The sequence below is a fragment of the Streptococcus oralis genome, assembly GCF_901543815.1.
In the GTDB taxonomy this organism is placed as follows: Bacteria; Bacillota; Bacilli; order Lactobacillales; family Streptococcaceae; genus Streptococcus; species Streptococcus oralis_CM.
In genome coordinates this window covers 1,474,309-1,495,599 of the sequence record NZ_CABEIU010000002.1, presented here as the reverse complement: position 1 = coordinate 1,495,599, position 21,291 = coordinate 1,474,309, and the positions used below count along the sequence as shown (strand labels likewise).

Here is a 21,291-nt window from a genome sequence, read left to right as displayed (position 1 = left end):
AAGCGAGCTTGCTCGCTTTTTTATTATAAAACAGTTTTCTGAAGCGTTTTCAATCTGTGCTGTAATAGAGAATGCAAACTTCTGAGCACATTCTTAGGATACTCAAAGTAAATGTGGTAAATTAGGATTGTAAATTTACTGAATCGCTTTCAAACAACATATAAAAGCGCTTTTTGTAAATGTATGAAATTATTTTGAAGGAGAGTTATCATTATGACTCAAGGGAAAATTACTGCATCTGCAGCAATGCTTAATGTATTGAAAACATGGGGCGTAGACACAATCTACGGTATCCCATCAGGAACACTCAGCTCATTGATGGACGCTTTGGCTGAAGACAAAGATATCCGCTTCTTGCAAGTTCGCCATGAAGAAACGGGTGCTCTTGCAGCGGTTATGCAAGCTAAATTCGGCGGCTCAATCGGGGTTGCAGTTGGTTCAGGTGGTCCAGGTGCGACTCACTTGATTAACGGTGTTTATGATGCGGCTATGGATAACACTCCATTCCTTGCTATCCTTGGATCACGTCCAGTTAACGAACTCAACATGGATGCCTTCCAAGAATTGAACCAAAACCCAATGTACAACGGTATCGCTGTCTACAACAAACGTGTAGCTTACGCTGAGCAATTGCCAAAAGTAATCGACGAAGCTTGCCGCGCTGCAGTTTCTAAAAAAGGTCCAGCTGTTGTTGAAATCCCAGTAAACTTCGGTTTCCAAGAAATCGACGAAAACTCTTACTACGGTTCAGGTTCATACGAACGTTCATTCATCGCTCCTGCCTTGAACGAAGTTGAAATCGACAAAGCAGTTGAAATCTTGAACAATGCTGAACGTCCAGTTATCTATGCTGGTTACGGTGGTGTTAAAGCAGGTGAAGTGATTACTGAATTGTCACGTAAAATCAAAGCACCAATCATCACAACTGGTAAAAACTTTGAAGCCTTTGAATGGAACTACGAAGGTTTGACAGGTTCTGCTTACCGTGTTGGTTGGAAACCAGCCAACGAAGTGGTCTTTGAAGCAGACACTGTTCTTTTCCTTGGTTCAAACTTCCCATTTGCTGAAGTTTACGAAGCCTTCAAGAACACTGAAAAATTCATCCAAGTGGATATCGACCCTTACAAACTTGGTAAACGTCATGCCCTTGATGCTTCTATCCTTGGTGATGCAGGTCAAGCAGCGAAAGCAATCCTTGACAAAGTAAACCCAGTAGAATCTACTCCATGGTGGCGTGCAAACGTTAAGAACAACCAAAACTGGCGTGATTACATGAACAAACTCGAAGGTAAAACTGAGGGTGAATTGCAATTGTACCAAGTTTACAATGCTATCAATAAACATGCTGATCAAGACGCTATCTACTCAATCGACGTAGGTGACACTACTCAAACATCTACTCGTCACCTTCACATGACACCTAAGAACATGTGGCGTACATCTCCACTCTTTGCGACAATGGGTATTGCCCTTCCTGGTGGTATCGCTGCTAAGAAAGACAATCCAGATCGCCAAGTATGGAACATCATGGGTGACGGTGCATTCAACATGTGCTACCCAGACGTTATCACAAACGTTCAATACGACCTTCCAGTTATCAACGTTGTCTTCTCAAATGGTAAATATGCCTTCATCAAGGACAAATACGAAGACACAAATAAACACTTGTTTGGTTGTGACTTCCCTAATGCGGACTACGCGAAAATCGCTGAAGCCCAAGGAGCTGTTGGATTTACAGTTGACCGTATCGAAGACATCGACGCAGTCGTTGCAGAAGCTGTTAAACTCAACAAAGAAGGCAAGACTGTTGTCATCGATGCTCGCATCACTCAACACCGTCCACTTCCAGTAGAAGTACTTGAATTGGATCCAAAACTTCACTCAGAAGAAGCAATCAAAGCCTTCAAGGAAAAATACGAAGCAGAAGAACTCGTACCATTCCGCCTCTTCTTGGAAGAAGAAGGTTTGCAATCACGCGTAATTAAATAATTCCTTCGTGGAACTTAAAAAGATCGGAGTAATCCGGTCTTTTTATGGAGGATAGTAAATGAATTTAAATCAAATAGATATTATCGTTTCAGATGTTCCCCAAGTCTGTGCTGACTTGGAGCGTATTTTGGATAAAAAAGCTGATTATGTTGATGATAATTTTGCGCAGTTCACGATTGGCAGTCACTGTCTCATGTTGTCCCAAAATCATTTGGTTCCTTTGGAAAACTTTCAGTCAGGAATCATTCTTCATATCGAGGTTGAGGATGTAGATCAGAACTACCAACGGTTGAAAGAGATTGGTGTCGAGATTTTACACGGTCCTTGTGAAACGGATTGGGGAACAGATTCCTTGCTTGTTAAAGGCCCTGCTGATCTAGTGCTTGATTTTTATCGTATGAAATAGGGCGCGTTGTCATTTGACGTTAACCTTAGCTATTTTTAAAACAGAAATTGAGAATGTGAATTATTAAAAGATCGGAGTAATCCGGTCTTTTTCTGTTTCCTCTTTCTTATCACAAGATTGTGATAGTTTACATCTTCATAACAAAAGCTTCAAAGTCTTGATTGTTTTGAAAAAAGATTATAAAATATGATTCATAAAAATGAAAGAGGTTTTGAAAATGTCTGAAAAACAAATGAAAATTTTGGGTTGGGTAGCGACTTTCATGTCCGTTATGATGTATGTCTCTTACTTCCCACAAATCATGAATAACTTGGCTGGTCAAAAAGGAAACTTCATCCAGCCCTTGGTCGCAGCCATCAACTGTAGTCTATGGGTTTACTACGGTCTTTTCAAAAAGGAAAGAGATATTCCACTTGCGGCTGCTAATGCGCCAGGTATCGTTTTTGGCCTAGTAACGGCTATCACAGCTTTGGTTTAAAAAGTTTAAAATAGTTAGTATTCTTGTATCCTTTTTTATATTCTGTTAAAATAGAAGCCTAACGAAAGTTTAGGAGTGAATCAAGATGTCGACGAGTTTCTTTTTATTATTTGGCTGTATGATATTAGCGTTTGCTGCCTTTACGTATTTTATGTTCAATGAGTTGATTTTTAGTAGTTATTTAGATGATAAAAAATGTACTGAAAAAACTGAAGGAAAAATCACAAGATATTCTGCATTTCTTTATAACGATGTTAGTCTCCCAGTTGTAGAATACACTGTTGACGGGAATCAGTATAAGGTAGTGGGACCAAAATTTCTTTCTAGCGTATCAAAAACAGTTGCAACACCACTTAATTCTATCGTTTCTGAAGTAAAGTTGGAAGGTTTCGATAATGGAGAAATTCCACAAGTGTTAAGGTATCAGGTACGGCGAAATAGTTTCATTTCTGTAACAAAATCACCACTTATGGAGCGCTTCCCAATCGGCGGAAAGGTTACTGTTTACTATGATCCGAACAAACCTAAACTTTCTTATGTGGAAAGACCGTTAAAGCTAGGTCGATTTTTATGGCTGACTAAATTATCAGTCTATCTTCTTATTCTAATGATGCTTGTTTCAGCTGTTTACATCATGTTTGTCCTTCCAAATCTTGTCAAATAGAAGTTGATTATTTTGTTCCAAAGCTCAACTTTCCATCATACGGTTCTATGTTTATACATAGAATCGTTTTTTGCTGAAGAAATCTTTGAAGAGGATTTCTTTAAAAAATCGAACCCTGAAAATTTGTCGGATTAAATGGAATCATATAATAGTATCATTATTCCGCAGTATTTCACAAGTAAAGGTCTGGATATTGGGGTATAATATAAGTAAATGAAGCAGTAAAATAAGAAAGTGGATAGAGATATGACTGAAAAACTAACTTTTCCAGAAGGGTTCCTCTGGGGTGGTGCAACGGCAGCTAATCAATGTGAGGGTGCATATAATCAGGACGGTCGAGGTCTTGCTAATGTGGATGTGGTACCGATTGGTCCAGATCGTGAAGCCATAATCATAGGTCAGAAAAAGATGTTTTCATTTGAGGAGGGCTATTTTTACCCAGCAAAAGAAGCCATTGATATGTACCATCATTATAAGGAAGATATTGCGCTTTTTGCAGAAATGGGCTTTAAAACTTATCGGTTTTCCATCGCTTGGACTCGGATTTTTCCTCAAGGTGACGAAGCGGAGCCAAATGAAGCTGGTCTAGCCTTTTATGAGGATCTGTTTAAGGAATGTCACAAGTATGGGATTGAACCTCTGGTGACTATTACGCATTTCGACTGTCCAATGCACCTGATTACTGAGTACGGTGGTTGGCGCGATCGTCGCATATTGGCCTTTTACGCAAATCTTTGTCGCACCCTCTTTACCCGTTACAAGGGCTTGGTCAAGTACTGGCTCACCTTCAACGAAATCAATATGATTCTGCATGCACCTTTTTTAGGAGCTGGGATTTGTTTTGAAGAAGGAGAAAATCAAGAACAGGTTAAATACCAAGCAGCCCACCATGAGCTGGTAGCCTCGGCTATGGCGACTAAAATTGCTCACGAAATTGATCCAGAAAACAAGGTGGGATGTATGTTGGCAGCAGGGCAATACTATCCTAACACTGCCCACCCGAGAGACTACTGGGCAGCCATGGAAGAAGACCGTAAGAGTTACTTTTTCATTGATGTTCAAGCACGCGGGGAATACCCAAACTATGCCAAGAAGCAGTGGGAGCGTGAGGGGATAGAAATTGAAATGACGACAGAAGATTTAGATTTATTGAAGAATCACACTGTTGACTTTGTTTCCTTCTCTTACTATGCGAGCCGAGTGGCTTCAGGCGACCCAGAAGTGAGGGATCTGACAGCTGGAAATGTCTTTGCCTCTATCAAAAATCCCTATCTGGAATCCTCAGAATGGGGTTGGCAGATTGACCCACTGGGGCTTCGTATCACTCTCAATGCCATCTGGGATCGTTATCAAAAACCCATGTTCATCGTAGAAAATGGACTCGGTGCTATGGACACGCCAGATGAAAATGGCTACGTAGCAGATGACTATCGGATTGCTTACATAGAGGCCCATATCAAGGCTATGCGAGATGCCATTTACCAAGATGGAGTTAAATTGCTTGGTTATACGACTTGGGGCTGTATCGATCTGGTTTCAGCTGGAACGGGCGAGATGAACAAGCGCTATGGCTTTATCTATGTGGATCGAGATAATGCAGGTCAAGGAAGTCTCAAACGGAGCAAGAAGAAATCCTTCTACTGGTACAAGAATGTCATTGCCAGCAACGGTGCAAGTATTAAGTAGAGCACATTTGTTCACTATTTTTATAAAATCTTCTCCCTACTTTATAAGATGTGAAAAAGAGTTCAATAAGACCAAGCTTTTTGCTATAATGAGGGAAGAAAAATCAGACAGGAGATCAAGATGTCAGAACCATTATTTTTACAATCAGTTATGCAAGAAAAAATCTGGGGAGGAACCAAGCTACGTGATGAGTTTGGTTACGACATTCCAAGTGAAAAAATCGGGGAATACTGGGCTATCTCAGCTCATCCAAATGGGGTTTCAAAGGTGGCTAATGGCCGCTATGAAGGAACAGATCTGGCTAATTTGTATGATGAGCACCGTGAATTGTTTGGCAATCGTCCAGAACCTGTATTTCCACTTTTGACCAAGATTCTCGATGCCAAAGACTGGCTCAGCGTCCAAGTTCACCCAGACGATGCCTATGGACTAGAACACGAAGGCGAACTTGGAAAAACAGAATGCTGGTATATCATCGCAGCAGACGAAGGTTCAGAGATTATCTATGGTCATAATGCCAAGTCAAAAGAAGAACTCCGTCAGCAAATCGAAGCTAAAGACTGGGATGGTCTATTAACAAAAGTCCCTGTTAAGGCTGGAGATTTCTTCTATGTACCAAGTGGAACCATGCACGCTATCGGGGCGGGAATCTTGATTCTTGAAACCCAACAGTCTAGTGATACAACCTATCGTGTCTATGACTTTGACCGTAAGGATGACAAGAACAATTTGCGTGAACTTCACCTTGAAAAATCCATCGATGTCTTGAACATTGGTGAACCCGCAAATAGCCGTCCTGTAACTATCAAAGCTGATGATTTACGTTCCACTCTACTTGTATCCAATGAATTCTTTGCCGTTTACAAGTGGGAAGTTACTGGAAAAGTTGATTTTGAAAAGACAGCTGACTACAGCTTGTTGAGTGTCTTGGCTGGTCAAGGTCAGCTTACTGCTGACGGAAAAAACTATCCAATCCAAAAAGGCAGCCACTTTATCCTACCAAGTGATGTTGAAGCCTGGACCTTGGAAGGACAAGATTTGGAATTGATTGTTAGCCATCCATAAAAAAGAAAGGGCCTGAGCTTATTACTCAAGTCCTTTTTGATTACATAAATTGGGCGATAAAAACCACAACGATGATAATAGGAATGATGAAACGAAGGAGGAAAAGCCAGACTTGGAAAAGTCCTTGTTTCCATGCTCTTTCATCAAGATGGAGTTCCTCCTTAGCAAGAGCCTTCTTAAAGATGTAGCCTGTAAAAAGTGACAGGCAGAGAGCTCCAAATGGCATGAGTAGATTGGAAACCAAGAAGTCCATGGCGTCAAAGAAGGTTTTACCAAAAATGTGAACATCCGCCATAACTCCGTAAGATAGGGCTGAAGGAATGCCAAAGACGAAGGTCAAGATTCCTAAAATGACACTCCATTTAGCCCGCTTGCTGTTGTCCTGATTGGTGATATTTCCCACATTGATTTCCAGCATCACGACAGATGAAGTGACTGTCGCAAAAAGGAAGAGCAAGAGGAAGAGGATGTAGAAAATAGTTCCAAAGGGCATCTTGTCAAAGAGTTGAGGCAAGACGATAAAGAGCAGGCTTGGTCCCCCTTCAGACTGGATATTGAAGGCTGACATGGCTGGGAAAATAGCTAGACCTGCCATGATGGATACCGAGATGTTCATGGCTACGATGGAAATCCCTGACTGGACCAGATTGGTTTTCTTGTCTAAGTAGGAAGCATAGGTCAGCATGGCTGTGACCCCTAGTGAAAGAGCAAAGAAAGATTGTCCTAGAGCATAGAGGAGACCAGCGCTAGTTAGTTTTGAAAAGTCTGGTTTTAGGAAGTAAAGAACCCCTTCCATGGCATTTGGCAAGCTGAGAGAGCGCCCAATGATCACTACAAAGATGATAAAGAGCAGAGGCATCATGACTTTCGAAGCTCTTTCAATCCCTTTTTGAACCCCACGTGATACAATAAAGATATTCAACAAGATGAAGGCTGCTTGAGCTCCTAGGGCAATGGCTGGATTTGAAATGATTGAAGTAAATAACTGAGCATAATCACCCGTTCCACCAAGTTGGAACAATTTCCCAAACTCAATACCAAGATAAACCAGAATCCAACCTCCAATAACACTGTAAAAGGATAGGAGGATAAAGAGGGCAAAGGCACCAATCCAACCGATAAAGTTGTACTTGTTATTCTTGCCTAGTTTTCCAAAGGTTTTGATAGCGGAAACGCCAGCACTACGGCCAAGGGCAAATTCAGCCAGCAGGAGCGGGAAACCGATTAAAATGGTGGAAATGAGAAAGACTAGCAAAAAGCCTCCCCCGCCATTAGCGGCAGTCATGTAGGGGAACTTCCAAACGGCTCCAAGTCCGATGGCTGAACCAGCAGATGCTAGGATAAAGCCCAGTTTCGAGCCCATTGCGATTTTTCTGACATAGTTGAAACTCCGATCTCCTTTTTTAAAATAAGAAAAGGCTACTTGAGTTGTCAAATAGCCCTCTCTCAATGGCTCTTTATGAGCCTTCTGTTTGATTGATAGACTTGACTATCCTATCATGTTTTCTAAGGTCTGTCAAGAAAACCATTTTCAAGTTTTCACACCTTTCTCAAAAAGTTAAAAATTTTTCGCAAAAACGCTTGACTCTGACCTAGGGGGAGGGGTTATACTATCAATGTAATACTCTTCGAAAATCACTTCAAACCACGTCAGCGTCGCCTTACCGTACTCAAGTACAGCTTGCGGCTAGCTTCCTAGTTTGCTCTTTGATTTTCATTGAGTATAAGGAGGAAATCATGTACCATATAAAAGAAGCTGCGCAGCTTTCAGGTGTCTCTGTCAAGACCCTGCACCACTACGATAAGATAGGACTCTTGGTTCCGTTGAAGTCGGAAAACGGCTATCGAACCTACAGTCAAGAGGATTTGGAACGCCTTCAGGTCATTCTGTACTACAAATATCTAGGCTTTTCTTTAGAAAAAATAGCAGAGCTGTTAAAAGGAGAATCATCAGATTTATTGCCCCATTTGACTAGGCAGTTGGACTATCTAACTCGAGAAAGACAACATCTGGATACCTTGATTTCCACCTTGCAAAAAACCATTCAAGAACAAAAAGGAGAAAGAAAAATGACGATTGAGGAAAAATTCACTGGATTTAGCTATCAAGACAATCAAAAATACCACCAAGAAGCGGTAGAAAAATATGGTCAAGAAGTCATGGATCAGGCCCTCGAGCGCCAAAAAGGACGTGAAGACGAGGCTACGACTGCCTTTAACCAAGTCTTTCAAGCCTTGGCTCAAAATCTTCAAGCTGGTCTGCCTGAAACAGCAGCTGAAAACCAAGAGCAAGCAGCTAAGCTCTTGCAAGCCCTTCGTACTTATGGATTTGACTGCTCTATTGAGGTCTTCGGCCATATCGGAAAAGGCTACGTCTATAACCCAGAGTTTAAGGAAAACATTGACAAATTTGGAGCTGGAACAGCCCAGTACACATCAGATGTCATTACCCACTATGTTCAAACTCAGATAAAATAAGCATCGCTGGAGATTTGTCCTGCTCCGCTAAAAAAGCTAAATCTTCTGTTTAACTTTTTAGGGAGCAGGTCATTTTAGTTGTTATCTTTTTGGAAAGCATTCTGGTCCCAGACTCTTTACTTTGTTACTAAAAGAAAATTCTTCTTTAAAGTTTTTGTAGTGACAACTCTGAGTGATTAGCTCGCCTTGATAAAATCAGTAAAAAAAGATATGATAGTAGGAGAAAAACGAGGTTAAGAGTGATGGACAAAAGTAGAATTAAAACAGAAACACAGCAGGTAATTGAAGATGTTTTGGAAAAGGCTGGATTGCGTGAAGGAAGCCTCTTTGTCCTAGGTCTATCTTCTAGCGAAGTTTTAGGCGGCCATATAGGCAAGGAATCCAGTCAAGAAATTGGGGAAATCATTGTGAAGACCATCCTAGATATCCTAGAGGAAAAAGGAATTCATCTAGCCGTTCAAGGTTGTGAACACGTCAATCGAGCCCTCGTTGTTGAACGTCAGCTGGCAGAGCAGTTTGGTCTGGAAATCGTCAGTGTCCTTCCGACTCTTCATGCGGGAGGTTCGGGTCAGTTGGCAGCCTTCAAGTTTATGCAGGATCCAGTTGAGGTCGAATTTATCAAGGCTCATGCTGGATTAGATATCGGAGATACCGCAATTGGTATGCATGTCAAGCATGTGCAGGTTCCGATTCGACCAGTTTTGCGTGAGATTGGTCATGCCCATGTAACAGCTCTAGCTAGTCGTCCAAAACTCATCGGGGGTGCGCGTGCGCAGTATCCAGAAGATTCTATTAGAAAGATATGAGAATGAAAAAGAGAAAAGAACAGTTTCAAAAAAACCTAAAGTATTCTATTCGTAAATTGACTGTTGGAGTTGGTCCTGTAGCAATCGGGGCCTTTCTTGTTGGTGCTAGTTTGTTATCAGCTGGTAGAGTCCAAGCAGATGAATTAGCTGAAGTGAATTCAGTCCATTATCGATATTTGACGGAGCAAGAATTAACCGAGTCTGAAAAAGCCTTGATTCATCATGAAGTTCCTACAGAATTTCATGATGAAGATATTATTTATGTCGTTTATCGCAAGAAGGCAACTAACAGTCAACAACTTCCCTATACAGGAAGTAAAGAATTTGCTTTAGCAGGTTTTGGTCTTGCAACAGCATCTTTAGCTGTTTTTTTGGTGTCTAAAAAACAGCGTCAGAAAGTTCTTGGAGTGCTTTTGATTGGTTCTCTTGGTGTCAGCAACTTCATTCCTTTTGCTACTTTTGCCTTTGAGAATAAAGAATTACTTTCTTACAATCAAACACTCTCGGCCTCCTCAAATGAAGAACTAACGAAAGGTGTGATCGATATTGAAGGATATGAGTATATTGGTTATTTTAAAGGAACTGACACAAAAGTAGCTAGTTTTTCTAAAAAAGGGAAATCTCTAGTCCAAGACAATGCCCTAGATTATACTGGAAAACTTGAAAGCAAGGATACTCAGGAAGCTGGCAAGGAAGGCGAATCTCTAATTCAAGATAGTTTGCCAGCCTATACTGGAAAACTTGAAAGCAAAGGTACTCAGGAGTCTGGTAAGGAAGGCCAATCCCTCGTTCAAAACAGTTTACCAGCCTATACTGGAAAACTTGAGAGCAAGGGTACTCAGGAATCTGGTAAGGAAGGCCAATCCCTCGTTCAAGATAGTTTGCCAGCGTATACTGAAAAGCTTGAGAGCAAGGGCACTCAAGAAGTAGGTAAAGAAGGCGAATCCCTCGTTCAAGATAGTTTGCCAGCCTATACTGAAAAGCTTGCAAGCAAAGGCACTCAAGAAGTAGGTAAAGAAGGCGATTCCCTTGTCCAAGATAGTTTGCCAGCATATACTGGGAAACTTGAAAGTAAAGGCACTCAGGAGTCTGGTCAAGAGGGTGATTCCCTTGTTCAAGATAGTTTGTCAGCGTATACTGAAAAGCTTGAAAGCAAAGGCACTCAGGAGTCTGGTCAAGAGGGTGATTCCCTTGTTCAAGATAGTTTGCCAGCGTATACTGGCAAGCTTGAAAGCAAGGGCACTCAAGAAGTAGGTAAAGAAGGCGATTCCCTTGTCCAAGATAGTTTGCCAGCCTATACTGAAAAGCTTGAAAGTAAAGGTAGCCAAGAACCCGGCAAGGAAGGCGATTCCCTTGTCCAAGATAGTTTGCCAGCCTATACTGAAAAGCTTGAAAGTAAGGGGACTCAGGAATCCGGCAAAGAGGGTGAATCCTTAGTTCAAGATAGTTTGCCAACGTATACTGGGAAACTTGAAAGCAAAGGTACACAAGAACCCGGCAAGGAAGGCGAATCTCTAATTCAAGATAGTTTGTCAACCTATACTGAAAAGCTTGCAAGCAAGGGCACTCAAGAAGTAGGTCAAGAAGGCGAGTCCCTTGTTCAAGATAGTTTGTCAGCCTATACTGGAAAACTTGAAAGTAAGGGTACCCAAGAAGTAGGTAAAGAAGGTGACTCCCTTGTTCAAGATAGTTTGCCAGCGTATACTGAAAAGCTTGAAAGTAAAGGCACTCAGGAACCCGGTAAAGAAGGTCAATCTCTAATTCAAGATAGTTTGCCAGCGTATACTGAAAAGCTTGAAAGTAAAGGTACACAAGAACCCAGCAAGGAAGGTGACTCCCTTGTTCAAGAGGACCTTCCAGAATATACAGTAACTGAAGGAACAATTACTAAAGACACAATCGCAGAGATTGACTACCAGACGGAAATCATTGATGATCCTACAAAGTACACTGATGAAGAAACAGTGGTTCAAAACGGTGAAAAAGGGATCCAAGTTACCAAAACGACTTATAAAACTGTCGAAGGTGTTGAGACTGACCAAGTTTTAAATACAACAACCACTGTCATCAAAGAACCAGTCACTAAAAAAATAAGCCGTGGTACGAAACCAATAGAAGGCACTCTTGTAGAAGAAAGTCTTGAAAAAATTCCGTTTAAGGAGATAGTCGAAGAAGATGCGCAACTGAAAAAGGGCGATAAAGTTACGGTCCAAGAAGGAAAAGACGGTCAGAAAAAGGTTATCAAAACCTACAAGACCATCAAAGGAATCAAGACGCAGGAAGCTCCTGAAATTCTTGAACAGGTCATCGAGTTAGCCCAAGACCGTATTGTTAAACTAGGTACCAAAAACTTCGAAAAGCCAGTGTTGACTTTTTCAAGGGTTGATATTCAGGATTTGAAACGCTCATCTCAGATTCACTATAATCTGGAAAATCCAAGTAAGGCAGCGATTAAATCGATTACTTTAACCCTGAAAAAAGGCGACGAAGTCGTCAAAACCATGACGGTTTCACCGGATAACTTGACTGCAACTCTAACAGATTTGCAATATTACAAGGATTATAAACTCGAAACAAAAATGGTTTATGATCGTGGTGAAGGAAACGAGGAAGAAATTCTCAAAGAAGAACCACTGAGAATTGATTTAAAAAAGGTCGAAGTTAAAAATATAAAAGAGACAAGCCTCATAAGTGTTGACGACAATGGCGTGGAAACGGATAGTAGCTTCTTAACCTCTGTTCCAAGTGATGTAAGGCCTTACTATCTAAAAATTGCTACACGTGATAATAAGGTGACGCGTCTTGCGATTGACAAAATTGAAGAAGTGACAGTCGATGGGAAAACACTTTATAAGGTCACTGCCAAAGCGCCTGACCTCGTTCAGCATACAGATGGCAACCAGCTCAGTGAAGAATACATCCATTATTTTGCCAAACCAAAAACTCATGAGGATAATGTCTACTACGATTTCAATGAACTTGTAAAAGCAATGCAGGCCAATCCGTCTGGTGAATTTAAAATTGGTGCGGACTTGAATGCGGTCAATGTTCCCGCAGCTGGTAAATCATATGTAACGACGAAGTTCCGAGGCAAGCTATCAAGTGTGGACGGTCAACAGTATACGATTCATAACATGGAACGTCCACTATTAGGTGATACCGAAGGCGCCCACATCCATGACCTTAACCTTGGTAAGGTAAACATTCATATGCCATGGGCCAATAGAGTTGCTCCCTTGGCTGCTGTTGTAAAAAATACAACGGTCAATAATGTGAAAGTAATGGGTACAGTTGTTGGAAATAATGACGTATCAGGTTTGATCAATAAAATTGATAATAACGGCAGATTAACAAATGTGGCATTCATTGGTAAGCTTCATGCTGGTGGGAATCAAGGCGCCTTTCTTGCTGGAATTGTTGGAGAAAACTGGAAAGGTTCTGTTGAGAAGGCCTATGTTGATGCACAAATAACGGGTAATAAAGCGAAAGTTGCAGGCATCGCCTATTGGTCACAAAATGGTGGGGACAACCATGCAGTTTATCGAGACGGAGCCATTAAAAAATCTGTAGCTAAAGGTACTATCGATGTCAGAGAACCGATTAGCGCGGGCGGTGTTGTAGGCAGTACAAATGCCTTGGGCTCCGTTGAAGATACTGTTTCAATGATGAAAGTTAAAAATGGTGAGATTTTCTATGGCTCATCTGATATTGATGATGATCCTTATTGGACAGGTGACCGCTTAAATCGAAACTTTGTTGTTACTGGTGTGAGTGAAGGAAAATCTTCATATAGATATTCTAAACAACAGCATCGTATTAAGCCTATTTCGCAAGAAGAAGCAGACAAGAAAATTGCTGCTTTGGGAATCACAGCGCATGAGTATGAAATCAATGAGCCTATTGTAGATAAATTAAACCGTTTGACACAGCGTGAAGACGAGTACAAGGCCACTCAAGACTACAGAGCTGACCGCGAACTTGCCTATCGCAATATTGAAAAATTACAACCATTCTATAATAAGGAGTGGATTGTCAATCAAGCTAATAAACTAAATGCTAGCTCAAACTTGGTGACCAAAGAAGTCCTTTCTGTTACTGGTTTGAAAAATGGACAGTTTGTAACAGACTTGTCAGCTATTGATCAGATCATGATTCACTATGCTGATGGTACCAAAGAAGAATTGGCCGTTACTGCCAAAGCTGACTCTGATGTAAAACAAGTCAAAGAGTACGAAGTGGCCAACCAGAATATCGTTTATACGCCAAATATGCTAGTGAAAGATCGTTCTGGTTTGATTGCAAAGGCAAAAGAAACATTATCCAGTGTAGAATTGATTTCTCCTGAAGTGCGCGCTCTTATGGACAAGCGGAACAAATCGCAAGAAAATACAGATGAACGAAGAAATGGCTACATTCGTGATTTGTTCTTAGAAGAAAGTTTTGTTGAAGTAAAACAAAATCTTGGAAATTTGGTGAAACAAATTGTTGAAAATGAAGATCATCAACTAAATGATGATGAAGCTGCTCAACGCGCTTTCATTAAGAAAGTTGAAGACAATAAGGCCAACATTATGATGGGGCTTGCTTATTTGAACCAATACTATGGCATTAAATATGATGGATTGTCGATCAAAGAGATTATGATGTTTAAACCAGATTTCTATGGTAAGAACGTGAATGTCTTAGATCGCTTGATCACTATCGGCTCAAAAGAGAACAATCTTAAGGGCGACCAATCCCAAGATGCGTATAGTCGAGTGATTGCAGGTGCTACAGGTAAAGGAAGCCTTCATGAGTTTCTAACATATAACATGAAATTGTTTACAAATGAAACCGATATGAATGTTTGGTTTAAAAAGGCAATTGAAAAGAATGCTTATGTGGTAGAACAGCCATCATTGAACCCCGATTTTGCTCATAAGAAGTATCGTCTATATGAAGGGATTAATAATGGCGTGCATGGTCGGATGATTCTGCCTTTATTAAACCTGAAGAACTCGCATCTCTTCATGATTTCGACCTATAATACCATTTCTTTCAGTGCTTTTGAAAAATATGGTAAAAATACTGAGGAAGCTCGTGAAGCCTTCAAGAGTGAAATCAATAAGAGAGCAAAAGAGCAGGTGAACTACTTAGACTTTTGGTCAAAATTAGCTGCCGATAATGTACGCAATAAGCTCCTCAAGAGTGAAAATAGTGTTCCAACACCTGTTTGGGATAATCATGATGCGCCGGGTATCGGTTGGGCAAACCGATATGGTCACAAGGATGGGAAACCAGATTATGCTCCGATTCGAGAGTTCTTTGGACGGATCCATAAATATCATGGCTATCAGTATGGATATGGTGCTTACGCCTATATCTTTGCCGCTCCAAATCAGCAAGATGCTGTCTACTTTGTTATGACAGAGTTGATAAGTGATTTTGGTACATCGGCTTTTACGCATGAAACGACTCACGTGAATGATCGTATGGCTTACTATGGTGGTTGGTATCATCGTGAAGGGACGGACTTAGAGTCCTTTGCGCAAGGTATGCTCCAGTCACCATCGTTGACAAATCCAAATGGTGAATACGGCGCCTTAGGTTTGAACATGGCTTATGAACGTCAGAATGATGGCAATCAAATCTACAATTATGATCCAAATAAGTTAAAAAACCGTGAAGAAATTGATCACTATATGAAGAACTATAATGAGGCTCTGATGATGCTGGACCATCTAGAAGCAGATGCAGTTATTGGAAAACACTTGGACGACAACGGCAAGTGGTTCAAGAAGATGGACCGAGAATGGCGTACGAACGCTGAGCGAAACAATCTGAAAGGCGAGCCACATCAATGGGATAAATTACGTGATTTAACGGATAATGAGAAGAAATTGACGATTACGAGCATTGATCAATTGGTTGATCATAACTTCGTTACAAAACATGGTATGCCAGGGAATGGACGTTATCGTTCGGAAGGTTTTGACAGTGCTTACCAAACCGTAAATATGATGTCGGGTATCTTTGGTGGTAATACTAGCAAGAGTACAGTTGGTTCGATTTCGTTTAAACATAATGCTTTCCGTATGTGGGGATACTATGGTTATCTTAACGGATTTATTGGTTACGCTTCAAACAAATATAAGGCGGAAGCTAGCAAGGAAAACAAAGGGTTGTTGGGTGATGACTTCATTATCAAGAAAGTCTCTGATGGCCAATTTGATACTCTTGAAGCATGGAAGAAACATTGGTATAAGGAAGTCTATGACAAAGCTCAAAACGGCTTCACTACAATCGAAATCAATGGCAGATCTATCTCTACTTATGCTGAGTTGAAGTCCTTATTTGATGAAGCTGTTCAAAAAGACCTAGATAGCATGGAAAATCCAAATATAAAGAATCATTATAAAAATACTGAAGATCTTAAATGGAAGGTTTACAAACAGCTCCTTCAAAAATCAGATGGATTCTCTGGAGATTTATTCGCCAAAACATCGTTATAGAGTCGATATGACTAAAAAGGTGGATCAGCTTAAGCTGCATCTGCCTTTTTGTGCTATACTTAAGATATGCATAGAAAAACAGTGATTGATTTTAGAGCTTTGGGGGAGAGATACACTTTTACCCAGCCGATTAAAGAGTTAAAAACGAGAGATTTATCAGAAGTGGCAGACTTGCTGGCACAAGTGGAAAGCTACCAAGAGCAAGGTTATTATGTCGTGGGCTATGTCAGCTATGAGGCTGCACCTGCATTTGAGGAAAAATTAGCAGTTCATAAAGCTCCTTTACTGGCAGAGTATCTGCTCTATTTTACAGTTCATGATAGGGTGGAAACATCTCCTATTCCTCTGACTTATGAGGAAGTGGATCTGCCTTCAAAGTGGCAGGAAGTAACATCTGAAGCAGACTATGAAAAGGCTATTGCCCAGATTCACCATCATCTGCGTCAGGGGGACACCTATCAGGTCAATTACACTGTCCAACTCAAGCAAGATTTAAGTGCCAATCCTTTTGACATTTACAATCGCATGGTGGTAGAACAGGAGGCGGGCTACAATGCCTATATTGAACACGATGAGATGGCAGTGATTTCTATGAGTCCAGAGCTCTTTTTTGAGCAAAATGACCGGGAATTAACGACTCGCCCGATGAAGGGAACAACCCAGCGGGGAGTGACTGACGATGAAGATTTGAAAGAGGCAGCTTGGTTGGAGCAAGATCCTAAAAATCGCTCTGAAAATATGATGATTGTGGACCTCTTACGCAACGATATGAACCGTATTTCTGAAGTGGGCAGTGAACATGTAGAACGTCTGTGTCAAGTGGAGCAGTATTCGACTGTTTGGCAGATGACCTCAACCATCAAGAGTCAGTTGCGAGAGGATGTGGACTTGGTTGCCGTTTTTCGGTCTCTCTTTCCTTGTGGTTCCATAACGGGTGCACCCAAAATTGCGACCATGGAAATCATCAAGGACTTGGAGCCACCCCCGCGTGGAGTCTACTGCGGAACGATTGGTCTCTTGGTTCCAAATGGGCGACGAATTTTCAATGTCGCCATTCGGACTATTCAACTGCATCTAGGGAAAGCCATCTATGGAGTGGGTGGCGGCATTACTTGGGATAGCACTTGGCAATCTGAATACCGTGAGGTTCATCAAAAGGCGGCAGTGCTTTATCGTAAACAAGCACGTTTCCAATTGATTACTACAGGGAAAATCAGCCAGAAGAGCTTGCTGTTTGAAGATCAACATCTGGAAAGACTGACAAAGGCGAGTCGTTATTTTGCCTATCCTTTTGATCCGAAAAACCTGAGACAAAAGATAGAGGCAGAGTGCCGAGCTTGTGATTCCCACCAGGACTACCGTTTGCGAATCAGCCTTAGCAAGTCTGGAGAGATAGAACTCAGTCGCCAAATCTTAACACCCCTTAGTCCAAGTTTCTGCAAAGCCAAACTTTGTCTGCAAGAAGCAGATTTGAATCAAGCGTTTACCTACTTTAAAACAACTCATAGACCGCATTTGAGCCTAGGGGAGCAAGAGAAGATTTACCACAATAAGTCAGGAGAACTGCTTGAGACCTCCATTGGAAATCTGGTTCTGAAAATCGCTGGAAAACTCTACACACCGCCTACCAGTCTAAGAATTTTGCCAGGAATCTACCGCCAGCATTTGCTGGAAACAGGACAGATAGAGGAAAAAGTTCTGACTTTGGCAGACTTGAACCAAGCGGAGGCTGTCTATGGCTGTAATGCGGTCAGAGGTTTGTATGAGTTGGAAGTGATATAACTATGGATTTTTCAATTAAATTTTAGATTTATTTCTGAATATTTAATATTTGATTTGAAAGCAAAATAAAGTATATGGTATACTATAGGTATAAATCATTAAAACAATGGAGATTTTTATGAAAAAATCAAAAAAAATTTTAGTAACCAGCTTAGCAACTGCAACACTGGGGCTTATTTCATTTGCAGATACAACTGGAGACTTTCCTTTTTCGGCTCAGCATGTTTCTGCTCAAGAAAAGGATGCATCTAAAAACGGTAAGATTGTAAAAGAGAATACAACTTCGGCGCCAAATCAAGCTGAGAAATCGAAAACACCAGCGCAAAAACCTGCTGAGAAATCGAAAACACCAGCGCAAAAGCCTGCTGAGAAACCAAAAACACCAGCTCAAAACCCTGCTGAGAAACCAAAAACACCAGCACCAAAACCTGCGCCGAAGCCGGCACCAAAACCCGCGCCGAAGCCGGCACCAAAACCCGCGCCGAAGCCAGCACCAAAACCCGCGCCGAAGCCGGCACCAAAACCCGCGCCGAAGCCGGCACCAAAACCCGCGCCGAAGCCGGCACCAAAACCTGCGCCGAAGCCGGCACCAAAACCTGCGCCGAAGCCGGCACCAAAACCTACGCCGAAGCCAGCACCGAAACCCGCGCCGAAGCCGGCACCAAAACCCGCGCTGAAGCCGGCACCAAAACCGACTGAAAAAGCTAAAGAAACAACTCCTAAACAGGATAAATCACAATCTAAAGTTCAGTCTGGCTGGGTAGAAAATTACTACCTCAAATCAGATGGAAAGAGAGCTAAAAATGAATGGGTAGATGGTGGTCGTTATTATGTTGATTCTGATGGAAAAAAGGTTAAAAGTGACTGGATTTATGATAAAAACTATGGTTCATATTATTATCTAACAGCAGAAGGAAGCTCTGCTCGTAATAAATGGGTAGGTAGATATTATCTCAAATCAGATGGTAAGATGGCCAAGAATGAATGGGTAGACGGCGGTCGTTATTATGTTGAATCAGATGGTAAAATGGCTAGGGACAAATGGGTAGATGGTGGCCGTCACTATGTAGGATACGATGGTGTGCGGCAACCAAAACTAGATGGGAAGCAGTACAATGCTGCTTTAAATAAAGCGAAAAGCTATAATTCGGTTTTACATATGTCAAAAAAAGATCTCTATGGCCAATTAACGTGGAATGGTTTTTCAAGTTCAGCAGCGCAGTATGCCATCGATCACTTGAATGCAGATTACAAAGCAAATGCCTTAATTAAAGCAAGAGAATACCGAAAATATAACAATCTCTCAAAAACCCAAATTTATGACTGGCTAACTTCTCCTTATGTTGGAAAATTTACAAAAGAAGAAGCCAACTATGCAATTCAACATTTAGGTGACTAATTTTTACAAATAGTGAAGCAAATGAGATGTTTTAATTTTGGCTTGTAGCCTGCAAACCTTTGCACAAATGAGACGATTTTGTTATACTATATCTGTAAGCATTTTCAATTAAAAAGGAGAAGACGATGAGTCAAAAGATTATTGGGATTGACCTTGGTGGAACATCTATCAAGTTTGCAATTTTAACTCAAGAGGGAGAAATCCAAGAAAAATGGTCTATCAAGACTAATATTTTGGATGAAGGAAGCCATATTGTAGATGATATGATTGAGTCTATTCAACATCGTTTGGACTTGCTTGGATTGTCAGCCACAGACTTCCGAGGGATTGGGATGGGATCACCTGGTGTGGTTGACCGTGAGAAAGGGACTGTTATCGGTGCCTACAATCTAAACTGGAAAACCCTTCAACCGATTAAAGAAAAGATTGAAAAAGCCTTGGGTATTCCATTCTTCATTGATAATGATGCCAACGTTGCTGCTCTTGGTGAGCGCTGGATGGGTGCTGGTGAAAACCAACCAGACGTTGTCTTTATGACACTTGGTACCGGTGTTGGTGGCGGTATCGTGGCAGAAGGCAAATTGCTTCACGGTGTTGCTGGTGCAGCAGGTGAGCTTGGCCACATCACTGTTGACTTTGACCAACCAATCGCATGTACCTGTGGTAAAAAAGGCTGTTTGGAGACAGTTGCTTCAGCAACAGGGATTGTCAACTTGACTCGTCGTTATGCGGATGAGTATGAAGGTGATGCAGCCTTGAAACGTTTGATTGACGATGGTGAAGAAGTAACTGCTAAAACTGTCTTTGACCTTGCAAAAGAAGGAGACGACCTTGCCTTGATCGTTTACCGTAACTTCTCACGTTACTTGGGAATCGCTTGTGCTAATATCGGTTCAATCCTCAACCCTTCAACAATCGTTATCGGTGGTGGGGTGTCAGCTGCGGGAGAATTCCTTCTCCAAGGCGTGCAAAAGGTTTATGATGAAAATACCTTCCCTCAAGTACGTACATCCACAAAATTGGCTCTTGCAACTCTAGGAAATGACGCTGGAGTTATCGGAGCAGCATCACTTGTATTGCAATAAGATAATAAAAGGAGAAAAACACTACTTTAAAGCCAGTGATTTTCCTCCTTTCTTTTTTTATGCTATACTAGTTAAGACTATAAATGAGGTGAGAGTAAATGACAAAAGCAGATACGATTTTTAAAGAGAATATTGAACGAATCCTCAAAGACGGTGTCTTTTCTGAACAAGCACGTCCTAAGTACAAGGATGGAACTGTTGCCAACTCCAAGTATGTAACAGGTGCATTTGCCGAGTATGACTTGGCTAAGGGGGAATTTCCCATCACAACCTTGCGTCCCATTGCGATCAAATCTGCCATCAAGGAAGTACTCTGGATTTACCAAGATCAGTCTAATAGTCTAGAAGTGCTAAATAGCAAGTACAATGTTCACTACTGGAATGACTGGGAAGTGGGATATACGGGAACCATTGGTGAACGCTATGGGGCAGTCGTTAAGAAACACGATATCATTAATAAGATTCTCAAGCAGTTGGAAGCCAATCCTTGGAATCGTCGCAATATCATCTCTCTCTGGGATTATCAGGCTTTTGAGGAGACGGACGGCCTCCTTCCATGCGCTTTTCAGACCATGTTTGATGTCCGTCGTGTTGATGGGGAAATCTATCTGGATGCGACTTTGACCCAGCGTTCGAATGATATGTTGGTGGCCCACCACATTAACGCCATGCAGTACGTGGCCTTACAGATGATGATTGCCAAGCATTTCGGCTGGAAGATTGGGAAGTTTTTCTATTTTATCAACAACCTCCATATCTATGATAATCAATTTGAACAAGCAGAGGAATTGCTTCGTCGGGAGCCATCAAACTGCCAACCTCACTTGGTTTTAAATGTTCCTGATGGGACCAATTTCTTTGATATCAAAGCGGAAGACTTTGAGTTGGTTGACTATGATCCAGTTAAGCCGCAGCTGAAGTTTGATTTGGCTATTTAAGAAATAAAAAGAAGTTGAGAAATC

Annotated in this window: 13 protein-coding genes and 1 pseudogene; 13 read left to right on the top strand and 1 reads right to left on the bottom strand. The window is 41.4% G+C overall.

Going from position 1 to position 21,291, the window contains the following annotated elements:
* The first annotated feature begins 213 nt into the window (after positions 1-213).
* From spxB to manA, 6 genes are all read left to right on the top strand, one after another.
* Positions 214-1,989 carry a pyruvate oxidase gene (gene spxB / locus FQT28_RS07510; protein ID WP_038804413.1) on the top strand — a complete coding sequence of 592 codons (1,776 nt, stop codon included), beginning with the start codon at positions 214-216 and terminating at the stop codon, positions 1,987-1,989.
* Between the two features lie 58 nt (positions 1,990-2,047).
* A complete protein-coding gene (locus FQT28_RS07505) occupies positions 2,048-2,395 on the top strand; it encodes a VOC family protein (RefSeq protein ID WP_038804411.1) in 348 nt (115 codons plus the stop codon).
* Positions 2,396-2,612: 217 nt separating this feature from the next.
* Positions 2,613-2,873, top strand: coding sequence for a SemiSWEET family transporter (locus FQT28_RS07500; protein WP_001291474.1), 261 nt, complete (start codon positions 2,613-2,615; stop codon positions 2,871-2,873).
* Positions 2,874-2,958: 85 nt separating this feature from the next.
* Entirely contained in the window at positions 2,959-3,537 is a 579-nt protein-coding gene (locus FQT28_RS07495; protein WP_038804409.1) for a DUF3592 domain-containing protein, read from the top strand.
* A gap of 246 nt (positions 3,538-3,783) precedes the next feature.
* Complete coding sequence (locus tag FQT28_RS07490) at positions 3,784-5,223, top strand: 6-phospho-beta-glucosidase (protein ID WP_143989858.1); 1,440 nt, start codon at positions 3,784-3,786, stop codon at positions 5,221-5,223.
* A gap of 120 nt (positions 5,224-5,343) precedes the next feature.
* Complete coding sequence (gene manA / locus FQT28_RS07485; RefSeq protein WP_143989857.1) at positions 5,344-6,288, top strand: mannose-6-phosphate isomerase, class I; 945 nt, start codon at positions 5,344-5,346, stop codon at positions 6,286-6,288.
* 21 nt (positions 6,289-6,309) lie between these two features.
* On the opposite strand, the pseudogene FQT28_RS07480 reads toward manA, so the two are convergent.
* Positions 6,310-7,817 (bottom strand): annotated as a pseudogene (locus FQT28_RS07480) (sodium-dependent transporter).
* A gap of 208 nt (positions 7,818-8,025) precedes the next feature.
* On the opposite strand from FQT28_RS07480, the gene FQT28_RS07470 reads away from it, so the two are divergent.
* The 7 genes from FQT28_RS07470 (at position 8,026) to FQT28_RS07440 (ending at position 21,267) form a co-directional block, all read left to right on the top strand.
* Positions 8,026-8,766, top strand: a complete 741-nt coding sequence (locus FQT28_RS07470) for a MerR family transcriptional regulator (RefSeq protein WP_143989855.1) — start codon at positions 8,026-8,028, stop codon at positions 8,764-8,766.
* A gap of 242 nt (positions 8,767-9,008) precedes the next feature.
* On the top strand, positions 9,009-9,572 hold the full coding sequence (locus FQT28_RS07465) for a TIGR01440 family protein (RefSeq protein WP_143989854.1): 564 nt from the start codon (positions 9,009-9,011) through the stop codon (positions 9,570-9,572).
* 2 nt (positions 9,573-9,574) lie between these two features.
* Entirely contained in the window at positions 9,575-16,063 is a 6,489-nt protein-coding gene (locus tag FQT28_RS07460; protein WP_143989853.1) for a ZmpA/ZmpB/ZmpC family metallo-endopeptidase, read from the top strand.
* Between the two features lie 66 nt (positions 16,064-16,129).
* Positions 16,130-17,845 carry an aminodeoxychorismate synthase component I gene (gene pabB, locus FQT28_RS07455; RefSeq protein WP_143989852.1) on the top strand — a complete coding sequence of 572 codons (1,716 nt, stop codon included), beginning with the start codon at positions 16,130-16,132 and terminating at the stop codon, positions 17,843-17,845.
* A gap of 118 nt (positions 17,846-17,963) precedes the next feature.
* The gene (locus tag FQT28_RS07450; RefSeq protein ID WP_143989851.1) at positions 17,964-19,244 is read left to right on the top strand and encodes an Ltp family lipoprotein; all 1,281 of its coding nucleotides are present in this window, start codon (positions 17,964-17,966) and stop codon (positions 19,242-19,244) included.
* A 125-nt stretch (positions 19,245-19,369) separates the two neighbouring features.
* Positions 19,370-20,329 carry an ROK family glucokinase gene (locus FQT28_RS07445; RefSeq protein ID WP_000078551.1) on the top strand — a complete coding sequence of 320 codons (960 nt, stop codon included), beginning with the start codon at positions 19,370-19,372 and terminating at the stop codon, positions 20,327-20,329.
* A 98-nt stretch (positions 20,330-20,427) separates the two neighbouring features.
* On the top strand, positions 20,428-21,267 hold the full coding sequence (locus FQT28_RS07440; RefSeq protein ID WP_143989850.1) for a thymidylate synthase: 840 nt from the start codon (positions 20,428-20,430) through the stop codon (positions 21,265-21,267).
* Positions 21,268-21,291: the final 24 nt, after the last annotated feature.